Origin of the sequence: Azospirillum halopraeferens DSM 3675, from assembly GCF_000429625.1 — a bacterium.
Lineage (GTDB): Bacteria > Pseudomonadota > Alphaproteobacteria > Azospirillales > Azospirillaceae > Azospirillum > Azospirillum halopraeferens.
Genome location: NZ_AUCF01000014.1, coordinates 68,058 through 83,106, shown reverse-complemented (window position 1 = coordinate 83,106; position 15,049 = coordinate 68,058). Strand labels below are relative to the sequence as shown.

Here is a 15,049-nt window from a genome sequence, read left to right as displayed (position 1 = left end):
ACCTCCCCCATGACCATGACGCTGGCGCGCCCCGCTCCCCTGCCCTTCCGGGAAGGGCTGCCGCCGCACGAGGTGGTGGCGGGCATGCCGCAGCTCGGGCTCCACGGCCTGTCCGAGCAATGGCTGCTGAAGGAGTGCGGCCACCGCCACTGGCTCATGCTGGCCGATCTCTTCGGCCTGCCGCGGCCGGAGTTCCGCGACCGCGACGGGAACACGCTCTACGCCACCTTCACCGGCCTGTCCCTCTGCGACGCCCACCCGGAGCGGGTGGCGGAGCACGACACGCTGCGCTTCGACGGGCGCATCCGCCGCGTGACCCGCACCCGGTTCCAGAGCGAACAGTGCATCACCGCGGGCGGTGTCCCCGTCGCCCGCATGGCGATGGTGTCCGCCTTCCTGCGGCGCGCCGTGCCCGGCGACAACCACAGCGTCGAACGCGCCCTGCCGCTGCGCGCGGCCGTCGAGGCGCCCGGGCCTCCCGCCGCCGATTCCCTGGCCGGGCTCACCCACCGTTTCGGCCGGGGACGCTGGGAGGAGCACGGGGGCTTCCGCCGGTCGGACCGCCGCCGTTTGGACGCCGTGCGTATCACCCCCTGCCCGCATTCAGAGTTCAACGGCGCCGGGTTCCTCTACTTCGCGTCCTTCCAGGGCTTCGTCGACCGGGCGGAATGGGCGCTGTTCCCCGACCTGAGCGCCGGTCTGGTCACCGCGGCGCGCGACCTGTTCTTCTATGGCAACATCAACCCCGGCGACACGCTGTCCGTCGGACTGTGCGGCGTTCGCGACGGCGAAGACGGCCGCAGCCACTGGTTCGAGATCCGGCGCGGCTGCGACGACGCCCTGATCGCCGACGCCTTCACCCGCCGGCGACCGTGCTGCGGGGCCGGCGGGGCGCGGTGATCACACCCCGCGCCGGCTCAGCAGGTGGGCGACGGTGGCGCGCAGGCGGGCGGGCTTGACGGGCTTGGTCAGCAGGTGGTGGCCGTGCTCCTTGACGCTCGCCTGCATTTCCGCCGTGCGGTCGGCGGTGATGACCACCGCCGGGACATAGCGCCCGCAATGCTCGCGGATGGTGCGGATGGCGTCCAGGCCGGTGCGGCCGTCGTGCAGATGGAAGTCGGCGACGATCAGGTCGATGGCGTCGTGGCGCGGGCCGATGGCCGCCCTCGCCTCGTCCTCGGTTTCCACGGTCAGCACGTTGCACCCCCACTCCTGGAGCAGCGAGGCCATGCTGGTCAGCGTCGCCGGTTCGTTGTCGATCACCAGCAGCGTGGCGCCGGCCACCGTGCCGGCGGCGGCGGCGGGACAGGCAGGGGCGCCGCGCGCCACCAGCGCCGGGTCGCCGTAGGGCACCTCCACCGCGAACATCGACCCGCGCCCGCAGGTGGAGCGCACCAGCACGGGATGGCCGAGGCGCCGCGCGATGCGGTCGACGATGGCCAGCCCCAGCCCGGCGCCGCGGCTCAGCTTGTCGGCGGAGCCCTTGAGGCGGCGGAACTCCTGGAACACCTCGGCCAGCTTGTCCGACGGGATGCCGACGCCGGTGTCCCAGACGCCGATGCGCAGGCCGCCCGGACCGCGCCGGCAGCCCAGGACGATGCGCCCCGACGGGGTGTAGCGCAGCGCGTTGGTCAGGAAGTTGCGCAGGATGCGCCCCAGCAGGGCCGCGTCGCTGCGCACCGTCAGGCCGCAGGTGTGGACGCGCAGGGCCAGGCCGCGTTCCAGCGCCAGCGGCTGGAACTCGGTGGCCATGTGGCGCAGCAGCGTGTCCACCTCGAAATGGGTGACGCAGGTCGGCAGCACCCCGGCGTCCAGCTTGGACAGGTCGAGAAGGGTGGTCAGCATCTCGTCCACCGCTTCCAGCGACTGGGTGAGGTTGTCCACCAGCTCCATGTTGCGCGGGCCCAGCCGGCGTTCGGACAGGGCGGCGGTGAAGACCCGCGCCGCGTTCAGGGGTTGCAGCAGGTCGTGGCTGGCCGCCGCCAGGAACTTGGTCTTCGACAGGTTGGCCTGCTCGGCTTCCGCCTTGGCCAGGCGCAGCGCCGCCTCGGCGGCGGCGCGTTCCGCCACCTCCTGGCGGAGCTGGGTGTTGAGCGTCGTCAGGGCGTGGGTGCGCTCGGCCACGCGCCGCTCCAGGGTGCGGTTGGCCTCGGCAAGCTGCGAGGCCGAGCGCTTGCGCTCCGTGATGTCCTGGATCAGCGTGAAGAACCCGAGCACCGTCCCGTCGGAGGCGCGGTGGGGCACATAGACGGCGTGGGCGTCGGTGCGCGCGCCGTCGCCGCCGTTGTCCGACAGGGCGAACTCGAAATCGAACTCCACGGACTCGCCGGCCAGCACCCGCTTCACATAGGTCCGGCGCAGCCGGTACTGCTCGGGGCTCAGCACGTCGCACATGCGGTGGCCGTCGATCTCGCTCTGCGGCCGGCCGTACCACGCCTCATAGGCCTTGTTGGTGAAGCGGTAGCGTTCCTCGGTGTCGATGTAGGCGATCAGTGCCGGCATGGCGTCGGTGACCAGGCGGATGCGCCGCTCGCTGTCGCGCAGCGCCTCCTCCGAGCGCTTGTGGTCGGTGATGTCGGTGTAGGTGGTGACGAAGCCGCCGTTGGGCATGGGGTTGGAGCGCACCTCCAGCGCCCGCCCCGACGGGCAGGTGATCTCCAGCGACCGGGCCGCGAAGCTGCGGGCCGCCTTCAGGTGGCGCTCCAGCTCGCGCGGCTCCATGGCGTCGTCGGTGAACTGGCGGCGCACGGCCGGCAGGTGCAGGAACTCCTCCAGCGCCGCCCCGGGGTGGAGCTGATCCTCGGGCACGTCCAGCAGCTCGGCCAGGCGGTGGTTCCAGGCTACCAGCTCCAGGTTGCGGTCGAACACCGACACCCCCTGGGACAGGTTGTCCAGCGTCGCCTGGAGGAGCGTCGATTTGGCCGCCAGCTCGCGCTCGCGCCGGCGGCGCTCCAGCGCCTTGATGGAGGTGACGTCGCTGTAGATGCCCACCGACCCGCCCTCGCGGGTCTGCCGTTCGCTGATGCGCAGCCACAGGCCGTTGGACAGTTCCAGCACGTGGGCGGTGTGGCGATAGCGGTTGCGGGCGCGGCGCGCCAGCCAGCGCCGCGCCTCCTTGTCGTTGCGCACCAGGCCGCTGTCGATGGCGCGCGAGATCAGGCGGGCGAAGGACTGGCCGGGACGCAGCAGATCCCCCATGCCGCGCCACAGCTCACGGAAGCGGACGTTGAAGGCGACGATGCGGTCGTTCACGTCGCACAGGATGAAGCCGTCGGAGATCGCCTCCAGCGCGTCGTTCAGGCGGTTCTGCGCCGTCTCCAGTTCGCGCTTGGCGGCCTGCAGGTCGCGGTTGGCGCCGGCGTAGTCGTGCAGCGCCGTCTCCAGCGCCCGGGTGCGCTCGCGCACCTGCTGCTCCAGCAGCGTGGCGGTCTGGAACAGGGCAAAGGCGTTGCCCTGCAACTCCATATTGCGCTCGACCCGGTCCATCAGCGCGGTGTTGACCCGGTTCAGGCGCTCGATCTCGCTTTCCAGGGCGGCGATGCGTTCGGCGGCGGCGCCGTCGTATCGCCGCTCCGCGCCCGGGCTAGACAGCCCGATCGTCGTCAGGGTCGAACCGGGCAATCGCCACCCCCGTGAAGGTCTGGTTGATGTGCATCGACTTGAACTGCTCGCCGTAGGTGCAGAACCCGACGACGTTGTTCTCGCTGAGGATTCGCCCCGACCGTTCGGTCAGGCGCTTTTGCTGGAGTTCCAGGTAGCGCAGGATGCATTCGCAGCCGATGACGAGCTGGAGCGAGCCCAGCCGCTGACGCAGTTCGCTCAGCCGCCGCTCCAGATCCTCGATGATGCCGATGTTGCGCGCCATGCGCAGCACCAGCCCCTCGTCGATGGCGCACATGAAGGTCAGGCTGCCGTCCGGGTTGACCTGCTGGATGGAGCGCACGTAGTTGCCGCCGCCCGAGCGCACCACCAGCGGGTTGGCGGCGAACACCGCGGGCGTCAGCTCGTGCGGCTCCAGCCCGGTGAGGCGGGCGTATTCCGCCGCCGCCGGGCGGCCGTTGATGGCGTGGACGATGCGCAGGTCGGGGGCCGCCGCGGTGACCACCAGGCGCGTCTCGGAACCCACGAAATGCTCGGTCTTGAAGACCTCGAAGGGGTGATGGGTGGCCACCAGCACCAGCACGGCGCTGCGTTCGTGGAAGCCGTCGCCGTGCAGCACCCAGCTCCGCTCGAACGCCAGGTCGTCGCCGGCCGAGCCGCCCAGCAGCGGGATGTGGCCCAGCACGCTCTGCAACGAACTGACGACCGTCTCCTCGCAGCAGGACACGCCGTCGATCAGCAGCATGGCGAAGGTGTTGACCGGCCGGCGGGCCTTCTGGGCGCGATCCGACAGCTCGTCCAGGGCATCGGCCACCAGCTTCTGCCCGCGCTCGATGCCGAAGGTGCGCAGATCGTCGATGCGCCGCGTCACGGCGAAGAAATCGGGTTCCGCCAGGCTGATGCCGACGATGGAATTGGCGGCATACCCCGACGGCGTGATCTCCCGCGTGGTGGTGCAGCCGGCGATCCCGGCACCCGGCCAGCGTTGGCGCAACGCCGGACCCAGCCGCCGCAGGTCGGAGGTGGCGGAACAGAAGAACAGCAGCAGTGACGGGTCGTCCGTGCTCAGGCCATCGGCCAGCTCCGCCACCGCCGCGTCGGGGTCGGCGCGGTGCGTGACGGCCAGCCGGATGCTTCCCGTCCGGGCGCGCTCGGCGAGCGTGGCCCCGGAGCCTTCCATGGCTTCCCCCTTCCCTTCCCCTTGGCCTCCCGTTCCTTGCACGACGGGATGGTCTTGTATGCATACAGTATGTGCCGCAAACCGACATGCCGCAATAGTCCGGGGGGCGTAGGCGCGCGAAAAGGCCGCCCCCGTGCGGTGACGGGGGCGGCCTTCGCAAGCCGGCGGATCAGGCGGGAGCCGGCTATTCGCTGAGTTCGACCGCGCCGATGCGCAGATAGACGGCGTCGGGCGACGGCACCGCGCCCGCCGTCGTGATCGTCACGGTGATCGGGCCGCCCGACCAGGTGCCCGCGGCGCGCTGGGCGCGCAGGACCTCGGCGACGTCGTAGGAGTAGGTGACGGCCGCAGCGCCGTGGCCTCCGTGGCTGCCATGGCCGCCCTGCGGCTGGCCGCCCGCCGGCTCCAGCTTGAACAGGTTGACCGGCCCGACGTAGTTGGGGCCGCCCACCTCCGCCACGGCACCCTGCGGCAGATTGACGAAGACGTAGAGCGGCGCCGGCGGCCGCGTCTCCAGCACCACGTCCTTCAGCAGGAGCGTGCCGGGGGCGGCGGTGCTCCCCAGCGCGCGGGGCAGGCCGGCAGCGGCGGGGGCCGCGGGGTCCAGGGTCAGCGTCGTGCCGCCGGGGCCGACGACGACCCCGGCCGTGGCCGCCAGCGGGGCGCCGCCCCCCGGTGCCGCCGCCCGGACCACCCCGGCGGCGGCGGCGGCGACCGCCACCGCCTTGTCCCCCGGCTTGGGCGCCAGCCCGTCGTAGCCGTAGAGCCCCCGGTAATCGACGGCGCCGGGGGCGGTCGCGGTCACAAGGGCACCGGTGCCGTCGACGAAGGCGAACACCGTGGCGTCCCAATCCGCCTGCGTCGGCCGGGCGTCGGTGCCCTGGCCGGCGGGCGCGAAGTTGATGGTGTCGTTGCCGGGATAGCTCTGCCAGCTCGCCCACAGGTGGTCGATCTGGCAATGGTGCATGTAGAAGATCGGGTCGCGGGCCGCCGTCGGCACATTCCCCATCAGGCCGCCGACGCCGTCGTGCACGTTGTCGTGGGGCTGGGTCTCGGTGCGGCCGGTGTAGCCGTACGCGTACCAGCCGGGCGTCGGCGGGAAGAACAGCGTGTCGCCCGTGTCGGCGAGGAAGTACTCCGTGGCGACCAGCGAGCCGTCGTACTCCACGAGCGCGTAGCCGAGATAGCCGTTGTCGTTCATCGGCTGCGTCTGGGAGACGAGGTTCAGCGGGTCGGTGAAGCCGTTGCCGCGGATCGACTCGTACAGGGGGCTCTGCGGGTTCTGAAACGCCGCCGGGAGCTGCAGCGTCGTGCTCTCGTTGGCGGCGTAGTCCCAGTACGGCAGGGCGAAGTCCGGCCGGTTGGTGACGGCGCGGATCACCTGCTCGAAATAGTACATGTACCAGCGGTGCCACGGCAGGAAGTAGGCGCTGCCGTGCGGGCAGGTCGACCAGCAGGCCAGCGCCGCCTTCTTCCACTCCGCCGCCGGTCCCGACGGGTTCAGCCCGTAGATCTCGTCGATCTTCGCCTTGAACGCCACGGAGCCGTGGGGATAGCCCTTGGAGTTGGGGTTGGTGGGATCGATGGCGAGGGCGTGGATGTACGCCTGGAACGTCCAGCTCTGCGGCTGCGGCGGGTTGTTGATGGCGGGGTCCTTCATCAGGCCCACGGCCTGCTCGTAGATCGCGAGCATCGCCTGCCCTTCCGGCGTCGACAGGGCCGGCCGCACCGGCGTCGCCGCGGCGGCGGGGTGCAGCGGCAGACCGACGGTCGCCAGGCCGATGACGGCCGCCCCGCCCTTCAGGACCGTCCGACGGGTGTGCGGCGGGTTGAACCGGTTGTGCATATCCACCTCCCTATTGGCTGCATGGGAGGCTATGACACGCAATTTTCAGCAATCAACGGAATTTATTCAGAAGCGTTCTTCATGATTCAAAATGTCGAAAACCGATTACATAGGCATGTCGTGTCACCATAATATTGTATGCTTTGTCGTTTCAATGTGACGGTGAGGCGTGATCGGCTGTGTGTTTGGCAACGTTTGCCGGCTGCGGTTCACCACCCCCTGCCCTCCGCCGCCACCCCATGCACCTGAGCCGCCGCACCGTCGTGGGTTGAAGCCTCCGACTTGATACCATTGACCCACTGGAATCAGGTCGATACCATCCCTCGACCGATGGGGGTATGGGGGACGCCATGACCGGCGATGAGATGCGCGCGCTTCGCGAGCGCAAGGCGATGAACCAGGTCGAGTTCGCGGGGTGGATCAACGCCCTGCTGAACCGGAAGTACGACGGCTCCAAGATCAGCCGCTGGGAGACGGAGCGCGAGAAGATCCCGCGCGAGATCGAAGGCACGCTGCTGATGGCGGCGCTGGACGACGGGCGGACCCGCCCGGAGAGCCGGCGGCCCCTGGTGCTGGCCCTGTCGTTGCAGAAGGGCGGCACCTCCAAGACCTCCAGCGCGGTGTGCATCGCCTACATCCTGGCCCGCGCGGGGTACCGCACGCTGCTGATCGACGCCGACAGCCAGGCCAACGCCTCGGTCCATGTGGGCGTGGGCAAGGACCGGATCATGGCGCTGGCCCGGGCCGGGCGGACGCTGGCCGATGCCCTGCTCGGGCGGGCCGCGGCGCAGGACCTGATCGTCGACACCACGGTGCCCGGACTGGACCTTCTGCCGTCCAGCATCGCCCTGGCGCGGGCGGACAACGAGCTGAACGGGCTGGGCCTGTCGCGGTACGAGCAGATGGCGACGATGATCCGCAGCCTGGCCGGCCGCTACGACTTCGTCGTCATCGACTGCGCGCCCGCCGTCGGCGCCGTCACCCTGAACGCGCTGGTGGCGGCGGACTACGTCCTGCTGCCCTGCCAGACCGAATCCTTCGCTGTGATGGCGCTGGAAGACCTGGTGAACGAGACGATCAATGCCGTGCGCAAGAAGGAGAACCCGCGCCTGAAGGTGCTGGGCATCGTGCCGACCCTGTACAACGCCCGCCTCAGCCAGGACCGCGCCTCGTACGACGAGATCCGCGCGCTCTGGGGGAGCCGCTTCACCATCTACGAGCCGGTGCCCCGCTCCACCGTCTACGCTCAGGCGTCGGCCGCCCAGACCATCACCCTGGCCGGCGACCCCGGTGCGCCCGGCGTCGAAACCTATGTGGCGATCGCCCGCGACCTGATCGCCGCCGCCCACCGGCCGGAGACCGCCGATGCCGCCTAAGTTCGCCCGCAAGCCCGTCCGCACCCTCCCCGCTTCGGACTCGCTGGGGGTGGTCGAAGGGATGACCGGCGTGTCCGCCGACTTCCCCCGCCTGATCGAGCTGTCCATCGAACGCATCGCCGACAACCCGGACCAGCCCCGCACCGTGTTCGACGAGGCCGGCCTGCGCTCCCTGGCGGACTCCATCGCGCGGCACGGGCTCCAGCAGCCCATCCTGGTGCGCGAGGAGCCGGACGGCGACGGCTACCGCCTCGTCGCCGGCGAGCGCCGCCTGCGGGCCCACCGCATGCTGGGCCGGGACACCATCTTCGCCATCGTCACCACGGGCAAGCCGGAGGAGGTGGCGATCATCGAGAACGTCCAGCGCGAAGACCTGGACGCCGTCGACCTCGCCCGCGGGCTGAACCGTCTGGTCGAAACCCACGGCTACACCCAGGAGGAGGCCGGCGCGGTGATCGGCTGCACCAAGGCGGAGGTCAACCGCCGCCTGGCCGTGCTCCGCCTGCCCGACGACATCCTGGCGGACTACCGCCGGCGCACCGCGGACATCAGCCGCTCCATCCTCGTGGAGATCGCCCAGGTCGACGACGACGCGGTGCGCCGCCGCCTGTGGGAGCGGGCCAAGGCCGGCCTGACCGTCCGCGAGGTCCAGGCGCAGCGCAAGGCGGCGGCCGGCACCGCCGGCAAGGACGCCGCACTCCTGCAAACCCTCGGCCGCAGCCTGACCCGGATCGGCAAGGAGGTCGAGGCGGTGCGCACCGTCCGCCACCGCCTGCTGCCGGAGCACCGGGAGCGCCTGAGCGCCCTGCGCGACGAGATCGACGCGCTGCTGCGCGGCTGAGCTTGTGCGACGAACGCCGGCGTTGCGACGTCGGAACGCTTCCGATGGTTGCGGATCTTCGTGAGCACAACCTGAAAGGGCGTTCCGACGTCGGAACAGCGGGCCGGTTCCGGCGGCTGCCCGCGCCACAGGCGCATGCCCTGCGTGGCGGTCTACCTGCGCCGGATCGTTCGCGCCCAACAGGCGCCACACCCGAGACCGGTCAGCGTGTCGAAAACCTGCCGGATCCACTTCGACCGCAACCGCTTCAGACCGTGTTCGTAGCAAGGGCGCACCGACTCGCGGTGGTCGGGATGCGACTTCAAGGAGAGCAGAGGTTTTACGGCGGGCGGACGGGCTGGTCGAGATGACAGCGATGGCGGCGGACGGCACGCAACCGGCCCGGCCCGGGCTGTGGCGCCGATTGCTCGATCGGCTGCACCGAACGTGGCGCCTGGCCAGCGGCGACACGGTGGAGTCGGGCGCGGGTTCCAAGGGCCAGCCATCGGCGATCCCGGCTATCGCGGCGAGCGTCTCGCCAAGGCAGCCGTGGCCCTCGGCATCACGGTCCGGCCGATCGCCCGCGGCCGCGACGAGGTGTTCATCCCCGGAAGGCGCCTGAAGCGGCGCGTCCCACGGGAGGTCGGCGCGTGACTGCTACGAACGGACACTCAACAGACCACAGCACGGATGCCGGGGAACACGCCGGTCCGGCACGATTGCCCGGCCGCCCGAAGCCTTCCCGGCAGGCACGTCCGGCCCCGGTTCGGAAACCGGCACCACGCTAAATTCCGCAGCGCCGGCTCCGTTCCCCGCCATCACCCCTTGGGCCGCAGGTCGCGCACCCGCTTCGCCTTGCCGACGGAGCGTTCGATGCTGCCGGGGGCGCAGATCTCCACGCGGGTGGAGATGCCGATCAGCGACTTGATGTGGTGCTTCAGGGCACCCGCCCGGGCGGCGGGGTCGGCGCCGGTGCCCGCGGGGGCAGGGAAGGGGGAGGGGGCGGTCTCCACGCGCACCGTCAGGCTGTCCAGGTGGCCGTCGCGGGTCAGCACCAGCTCGTAATGGGGAGCGAGCGTCGGGTCGCGGCAGATCACCTCCTCGATCTGGGACGGGAAGACGTTGACGCCGCGGATGATGAGCATGTCGTCGCAGCGGCCGGTGATCTTGTCCATCCGCCGCATGCTGCGCGCCGTCGGCGGCAGCAGCCGCGTCAGGTCGCGGGTGCGGTAGCGGATCATCGGCAGCCCCTCTTTGGTCAGGGTGGTGAAGACCAGCTCGCCGTACTCCCCGTCGGGCAGCGGCTCGCCGGTCTCGGGGTCGATGATCTCGGGATAGAAATGGTCCTCCCATATCACGGGGCCGTCCTTGGTCTCCACGCATTCGTTGGCGACGCCCGGTCCCATGATCTCCGACAGGCCGTAGATGTCGACGGCATCGATGCCGAAGGTCCGCTCGATCTCGCCGCGCATGGCGTTGGTCCACGGCTCCGCCCCGAAGATGCCGGCGCGCAGCGACGTCTGCCGCGGGTCCAGACCCTGGCGCACCATCTCGTCGGCGATGTTCAGCATGTAGGAGGGGGTGACCATGATGATGTCGGGCCGGAAGTCGCGGATGAGCTGCACCTGCTTTTCCGTCTGGCCGCCCGACATGGGGATCACCGTGCAGCCCAGCCGCTCCGCCCCGTAATGGGCGCCGAGGCCGCCGGTGAACAGGCCGTAGCCGTAGGCCACGTGCACCTTGTCGCCGGGCCGCCCGCCCGAGGCGCGGATGGAGCGGGCGACCAGGTCCGCCCAGTGGTCGATGTCCGCCCGGGTGTAGCCCACCACCGTCGGCTGGCCGGTGGTGCCCGACGAGGCGTGCAGGCGCACGATCTCCGTCATCGGCACGGCGAACAGGCCGTAGGGATAGTTCCGCCGCAGGTCGTCCTTCACGGTGAAGGGGAACAGGGCCAGGTCCTTCAGCTCCCGGAAATCGTCGGGGTGGACGCCCTTCGCCTCGCAGCGGGCACGGTAGTGGGGGACGTTGGTGTAGGTGTGGCGCAGCGACCACGCGAGCCGCGCGGTCTGCATCGCCGTGATCTCGTCACGGCTCGCCATCTCGTAATGGTCGCGGTCGTGGCGCAGCGGCGCGATCAACGGGGCCATGGCGTTCTCTCCCGAATACGATGTTCTTTGTTTTCAGACGCGTTCGATCAGCAGGGCGATGCCCTGGCCGACGCCGATGCACATGGTGCACAGGGCCCGGCGGGCCCCGCGGTCCTCCAGTTCCATCATGGCGGTGGTGACCAGGCGCGCGCCGCTGGCCCCCAGCGGGTGGCCCAGCGCGATGGCGCCGCCGTTGGGATTGACGTGGTCGGCGTCGTCGGGCAGCCCCAGCAGGCGCAGCACCGCCAAACCCTGCGCCGCGAACGCCTCGTTCAGCTCCACCACGTCGACGGCGCCGATGGTCAGGCCGTGGCGCTCCAGCAGCGCGGTGCTGGCGGGGGCGGGACCGATGCCCATGATGCGCGGCGGCACGCCGGCGGCGGCCATGCCGACGACGCGGGCGCGCGGCGTCAGGCCGTGGCGGCGCACCGCCGCCGCCGACGCCACAATCAGCGCCGCCGCCCCGTCGTTGACGCCCGACGCGTTGCCGGCGGTCACCGTGCCCCCCGGCCGCACGATGGGCTTCAGCGCGGCCAGCGCTTCGGCGGTGGTGGGGCGCGGGTGCTCGTCGGCGTCGATCACCGTGTCGCCCTTGCGGCCCCGCACGGTGACCGGCACGATCTCCCGGGCCAGCCGGCCGGCGGCGATGGCCCGCGCCGCGCGCTGCTGGCTGCGCAGGGCGAAGGCGTCCTGGTCGGCGCGGGACACGGCGAAATCGTCGGCGACGTTCTCCGCCGTTTCCGGCATGCTGTCGATGCCGTACGCCTCCTTCATGCACGGGTTGACGAAGCGCCAGCCGATGGTGGTGTCGTGCACCTCGGCGCTGCGGGCGAAGGCGGCGTCCGCCTTGCCCAGGACGAAGGGGGCGCGGGTCATGCTCTCCACCCCGCCGGCGAGGATCAGGTCCGCCTCGCCCGCCCTGATGGCGCGCGCGGCGATGGCGACGGCGTCCAGGCCGGAGCCGCAGAGCCGGTTGACCGTGGTCCCCGGCACCGCCACCGGCAGGCCGGCCAGCAGGGCGGCCATGCGCGCGACGTTGCGGTTGTCCTCCCCCGCCTGGTTGGCGCAGCCCAGCACCACGTCGTCCGGCACCGCCCCGGCGAGGCCGGGGTTGCGCTCCACCAGCGCCCGGACGGCGACGGCGGCGAGGTCGTCGGGGCGCACCGGAGCCAGCGCCCCGCCGTAGCGGCCGAAGGGCGTGCGCACGGCGTCGCACAGATAGGCGTCGCTCACGGGGCATCTCCTTGGCCGGGCAGGGGAACGACGGCGCCGCGGATGGCGGCGGACTGGCCGCGGAACAGGCCGACGACGACCCCGTCGCCGGTGGTGACGGTGCAGTCGTAGACGCCGTTGCGGCCCTGGCGGTGGACCTCCCGGCACTCCGCCGTCAGCACGTCGCCGAGCCGGCCGGGGTTGGGGAAGACGATGGAGCAGCCGGCGGCGACGGTGGTCTCGTTGGCGGCGTTGCAGGCGTACGCGAACGCCGTGTCGGCCAGCGTGAAGGTCATGCCGCCGTGGCAGGTGTCGTGCCCGTTGACCATGTCCTCGCGCACGGTCATCGCCATGCGGGCGTAGCCCGGCGCGATCTCCAGCAACGCGATGCCGTGGGCCTGCGCGCAGCGGTCGCGCGCGTACATGCCGCGGCCGACGGCTTCGGCGATCTCCCGGGCGGTGTACCGCTCAGCCATGAAACCTGCTCCCTCCCTGAACCTTGCGTCGGATCAGCGCGGACGCGCGGTAGCGGTCCTCGCCGTAGGTGCGCGCCAGCGCGTCCAGCACCGCCAGCATGCGCGGCCAGCCCAGGGCGTCGCCCAGAGCCAGCGGCCCCTGCGGATAATTCACGCCGCGCACCATGGCGGCGTCCACGTCGGCCGCCGTGGCGACGCCGTGCAGGACGGCGTCCGCCGCCTCGTTGGCCAGCATCGCCACCGTGCGCATGACCACCATCCCCGGCGCGTCGTCGATCAGCGACACCCGCTTGCCCGCGGCCGCGAACAGGCCGGCGGCGCGGGCCGCCGCGTCGGGCGCCGCCCCGTCCGCCACCGCCACCGCCAGGCGCGGGGCGGCGGCGTAGTCGAGCGCCAGGTCGAACAGCACGAGGTCGCGCCCGTCGGCGGGGTCGGCGGCGGCGCGCTCGGTCGCCGTGCGCCCGTCGGTCAGCGCCAGAACCAGCCCGCCGGCGACCAGCCGGCCGGGCCCCGGCGCCTCCTCCACCGCCACGCCGGCGGCGCGCAGCAGGCCCGCCAGCGGCGCGGCAGGGCCGAGGTCGCCTTCCACCCGCACCGCCGCCGGTGCCGGGCCGGGCGCGACGCTGCGCGGCTGCGGCACCTCGGGCTCCGGCGCGTAGCGGTAGAAGCCGCGGCCGGTCTTGCGGCCGAGGCGCCCGGCCTCCACCAGCTCCTGCTGGATCAGCGAGGGCTGGAAGCGCGGGTCGCCGAAGAACGCGGCGTGGACCGAACGGGTGACCGCGAAGTTCACGTCGTGGCCGATGAGGTCCATCAGCTCGAACGGGCCCATGCGGAAGCCGCCGGCCTCGCGCAGCACGGCGTCCAGGGTGGCGGGGTCGCCGGCCCCCTCCTGCAGCAGGCGCAGGCCCTCGGCGTAGTAGGGGCGGGCGACGCGGTTGACGATGAAGCCGGGGGTGGAGCGGGCGTGCACCGGCGCCTTGCCCCAGGCCGCGGCGGTGGCGTACAGGGTGTCGGCGACGGCGGGCGCCGTGGCCACGCCGCTGACCACCTCCACCAGCGGCATCAGCGGGGCGGGGTTGAAGAAATGCAGGCCGGCGACGCGCTCCGGCCGGGCCAGCGCCGCGGCGATGGCGGTCACCGACAGGGACGAAGTGTTGGTGGCCAGGATCGCGTCCGGCCCGACCACCCCTTCCAGTTCGGCGAACAGGGCCGTCTTGACGGCCGCGTCCTCGGCCACCGCCTCCACCGCCAGGGCGGCCGGGGCGAGGTCGGCGAGGGCGGCCACCGGGGTCAGGCGGGTCAGCGCCGCGGCGCGCTCCGCCGCCGCCAGGCGCCCCTTGTCGACCAGGCGGGCCAGCGCATCGGCGATGGAGCGGACGGCGGCTTCGGCGGCCCCGGGGCGGGCGTCGGCCATCAGCACGGGGTGGCCGGCCCGGGCCGCCACCTGCGCGATGCCCGTGCCCATGGCGCCGCAGCCGACCACGGCCACGGCGGCGGTGCGGTCGAGCGGCGCCATCAGCGGCCCTCGAAGACGGGGGTGCGCTTGTGCGTGAAGGCGGCCACGCCCTCGCGGTAGTCGCGGGTGCGGCCGGCCTCGCGCTGCAGGTCGCGCTCCAGGTCGAGCTGGTCGTCCAGCGTGTTGGTCCAGGAGTCCTGCAGCGCCCGCTTGGTCAGCGCCAGGCCGCGGGTCGGCCGGGTGGCGAGGTCGCGGGCCAGCGCCGTCGCCTCCGCCATCAGGGCGTCGTCGTCCACCGCCTTCCAGATCAGGCCCCAGGCTTCCGCGCGCTCGGCCGGCACGGCGTCGCCCAGCATGGCCAGGGCGGCGGCGCGGGCCGGGCCGACGAGGCGCGGCAGGAACCAGGTGCCGCCGGAATCCGGCACCAGCCCCAGCTTGCAGAAGGGCTGGATGAAGCGGGCGGAGCGGGCGGCCAGCACGATGTCGCAGGCCAGCGCCAGGTTGGCCCCGGCCCCGGCGGCGACGCCGTTGACGGCGCACAACACCGGAATCTCCAGGGCGCGCAGGGTGCGGACCAGGGGGTTGTAGTTGTCCTCCAGCGACAGACCCAGGTCGGGCGCCTCCTCCCCCGGGGCCACGGCGCGGTCGGACAGGTCCTGCCCGGCGCAGAAGCCGCGCCCCGCCCCGGTCAGCAGCAGGCAGCGCACGGAGGCGTCGGCGCCCACCGCCGCCAGCGCCGCGCGCAGCTCCGCGTGCATGGCCGTGGTGAAGGAGTTCAGCTTGTCCGGGCGGTTCAGGGTCAGCGTCGCCACGCCGTCCGCCACGTCGAAAAGGATGCAGGAATAGGTCATCGCCGACCGCCTTGGCTGATTGCGCCGATTGTACGCAACGTCAACAATGCAGGCGGGACGGGGCGGCGCCGCGGCGGTGCCGCCG

At 72.0% G+C, this 15,049-nt stretch carries 11 protein-coding genes; 3 read left to right on the top strand and 8 right to left on the bottom strand.

The genetic code is table 11. From position 1 onward, the window contains the following. Positions 1-9: 9 nt before the first annotated feature. Positions 10-900: a Pnap_2097 family protein gene (locus tag G472_RS0114840; RefSeq protein WP_051340842.1), complete on the top strand. Its 891-nt coding sequence runs from the start codon at positions 10-12 to the stop codon at positions 898-900. On the opposite strand, the gene G472_RS0114835 is transcribed toward G472_RS0114840, so the two are convergent. The 3 genes from G472_RS0114835 to G472_RS33330 all read right to left on the bottom strand — a co-directional run bounded on the left by G472_RS0114835 (position 901) and on the right by G472_RS33330 (position 6,626). Further along, positions 901-3,621, bottom strand: coding sequence for a NahK/ErcS family hybrid sensor histidine kinase/response regulator (locus G472_RS0114835; RefSeq protein WP_156927125.1), 2,721 nt, complete (start codon positions 3,619-3,621; stop codon positions 901-903). Continuing rightward, entirely contained in the window at positions 3,584-4,780 is a 1,197-nt protein-coding gene (gene nosP / locus G472_RS33335) for a nitric oxide-sensing protein NosP (RefSeq protein WP_084536656.1), read from the bottom strand. Before nosP ends, G472_RS0114835 begins: the two co-directional genes overlap by 38 nt. 184 nt (positions 4,781-4,964) lie before the next feature. Next, complete coding sequence (locus G472_RS33330; RefSeq protein ID WP_051340840.1) at positions 4,965-6,626, bottom strand: tyrosinase family protein; 1,662 nt, start codon at positions 6,624-6,626, stop codon at positions 4,965-4,967. 350 nt (positions 6,627-6,976) lie between these two features. Here G472_RS33330 and G472_RS0114820 point away from each other — a divergent pair, with 350 nt between their 5' ends. Both G472_RS0114820 and G472_RS0114815 read left to right on the top strand, forming a co-directional pair. After that, positions 6,977-8,002 carry a ParA family protein gene (locus tag G472_RS0114820; RefSeq protein ID WP_029009027.1) on the top strand — a complete coding sequence of 342 codons (1,026 nt, stop codon included), beginning with the start codon at positions 6,977-6,979 and terminating at the stop codon, positions 8,000-8,002. Then, the gene (locus G472_RS0114815) at positions 7,992-8,843 is read left to right on the top strand and encodes a ParB/RepB/Spo0J family partition protein (protein ID WP_029009026.1); all 852 of its coding nucleotides are present in this window, start codon (positions 7,992-7,994) and stop codon (positions 8,841-8,843) included. The genes G472_RS0114820 and G472_RS0114815 overlap by 11 nt, the downstream gene beginning before the upstream one ends. A gap of 797 nt (positions 8,844-9,640) precedes the next feature. On the opposite strand, the gene paaK is transcribed toward G472_RS0114815, so the two are convergent. From paaK to paaG, 5 genes are read right to left on the bottom strand one after another with little or no spacing between them, the layout of a single operon-like run. Next, positions 9,641-10,969: a phenylacetate--CoA ligase PaaK gene (gene paaK, locus G472_RS0114805; protein WP_035692487.1), complete on the bottom strand. Its 1,329-nt coding sequence runs from the start codon at positions 10,967-10,969 to the stop codon at positions 9,641-9,643. 33 nt (positions 10,970-11,002) lie between these two features. After that, complete coding sequence (gene pcaF / locus G472_RS0114800; RefSeq protein WP_029009024.1) at positions 11,003-12,202, bottom strand: 3-oxoadipyl-CoA thiolase; 1,200 nt, start codon at positions 12,200-12,202, stop codon at positions 11,003-11,005. Then, the gene (gene paaI, locus G472_RS0114795; RefSeq protein ID WP_029009023.1) at positions 12,199-12,657 is read right to left on the bottom strand and encodes a hydroxyphenylacetyl-CoA thioesterase PaaI; all 459 of its coding nucleotides are present in this window, start codon (positions 12,655-12,657) and stop codon (positions 12,199-12,201) included. Before paaI ends, pcaF begins: the two co-directional genes overlap by 4 nt. After that, complete coding sequence (paaH, locus tag G472_RS0114790; protein ID WP_029009022.1) at positions 12,650-14,173, bottom strand: 3-hydroxyacyl-CoA dehydrogenase PaaH; 1,524 nt, start codon at positions 14,171-14,173, stop codon at positions 12,650-12,652. The genes paaI and paaH overlap by 8 nt, the downstream gene beginning before the upstream one ends. Beyond that, the gene (paaG, locus tag G472_RS0114785) at positions 14,173-14,964 is read right to left on the bottom strand and encodes a 2-(1,2-epoxy-1,2-dihydrophenyl)acetyl-CoA isomerase PaaG (RefSeq protein ID WP_029009021.1); all 792 of its coding nucleotides are present in this window, start codon (positions 14,962-14,964) and stop codon (positions 14,173-14,175) included. The genes paaH and paaG overlap by 1 nt, the downstream gene beginning before the upstream one ends. Positions 14,965-15,049 lie beyond the last annotated feature (85 nt).

Coding starts and splice junctions, on each gene's coding strand:
- G472_RS0114840 (WP_051340842.1), top strand. CDS start 10: ATGACCATGACGCTGGCGCGCCCCGCTCCCCTGCCCTTCCGGGAAGGG.
- G472_RS0114820 (WP_029009027.1), top strand. CDS start 6,977: ATGACCGGCGATGAGATGCGCGCGCTTCGCGAGCGCAAGGCGATGAAC.
- paaH (WP_029009022.1), bottom strand. CDS start 14,173: ATGGCGCCGCTCGACCGCACCGCCGCCGTGGCCGTGGTCGGCTGCGGC.
- paaK (WP_035692487.1), bottom strand. CDS start 10,969: ATGGCCCCGTTGATCGCGCCGCTGCGCCACGACCGCGACCATTACGAG.
- nosP (WP_084536656.1), bottom strand. CDS start 4,780: ATGGAAGGCTCCGGGGCCACGCTCGCCGAGCGCGCCCGGACGGGAAGC.
- G472_RS0114815 (WP_029009026.1), top strand. CDS start 7,992: ATGCCGCCTAAGTTCGCCCGCAAGCCCGTCCGCACCCTCCCCGCTTCG.
- G472_RS33330 (WP_051340840.1), bottom strand. CDS start 6,626: ATGCACAACCGGTTCAACCCGCCGCACACCCGTCGGACGGTCCTGAAG.
- paaG (WP_029009021.1), bottom strand. CDS start 14,964: ATGACCTATTCCTGCATCCTTTTCGACGTGGCGGACGGCGTGGCGACG.
- paaI (WP_029009023.1), bottom strand. CDS start 12,657: ATGGCTGAGCGGTACACCGCCCGGGAGATCGCCGAAGCCGTCGGCCGC.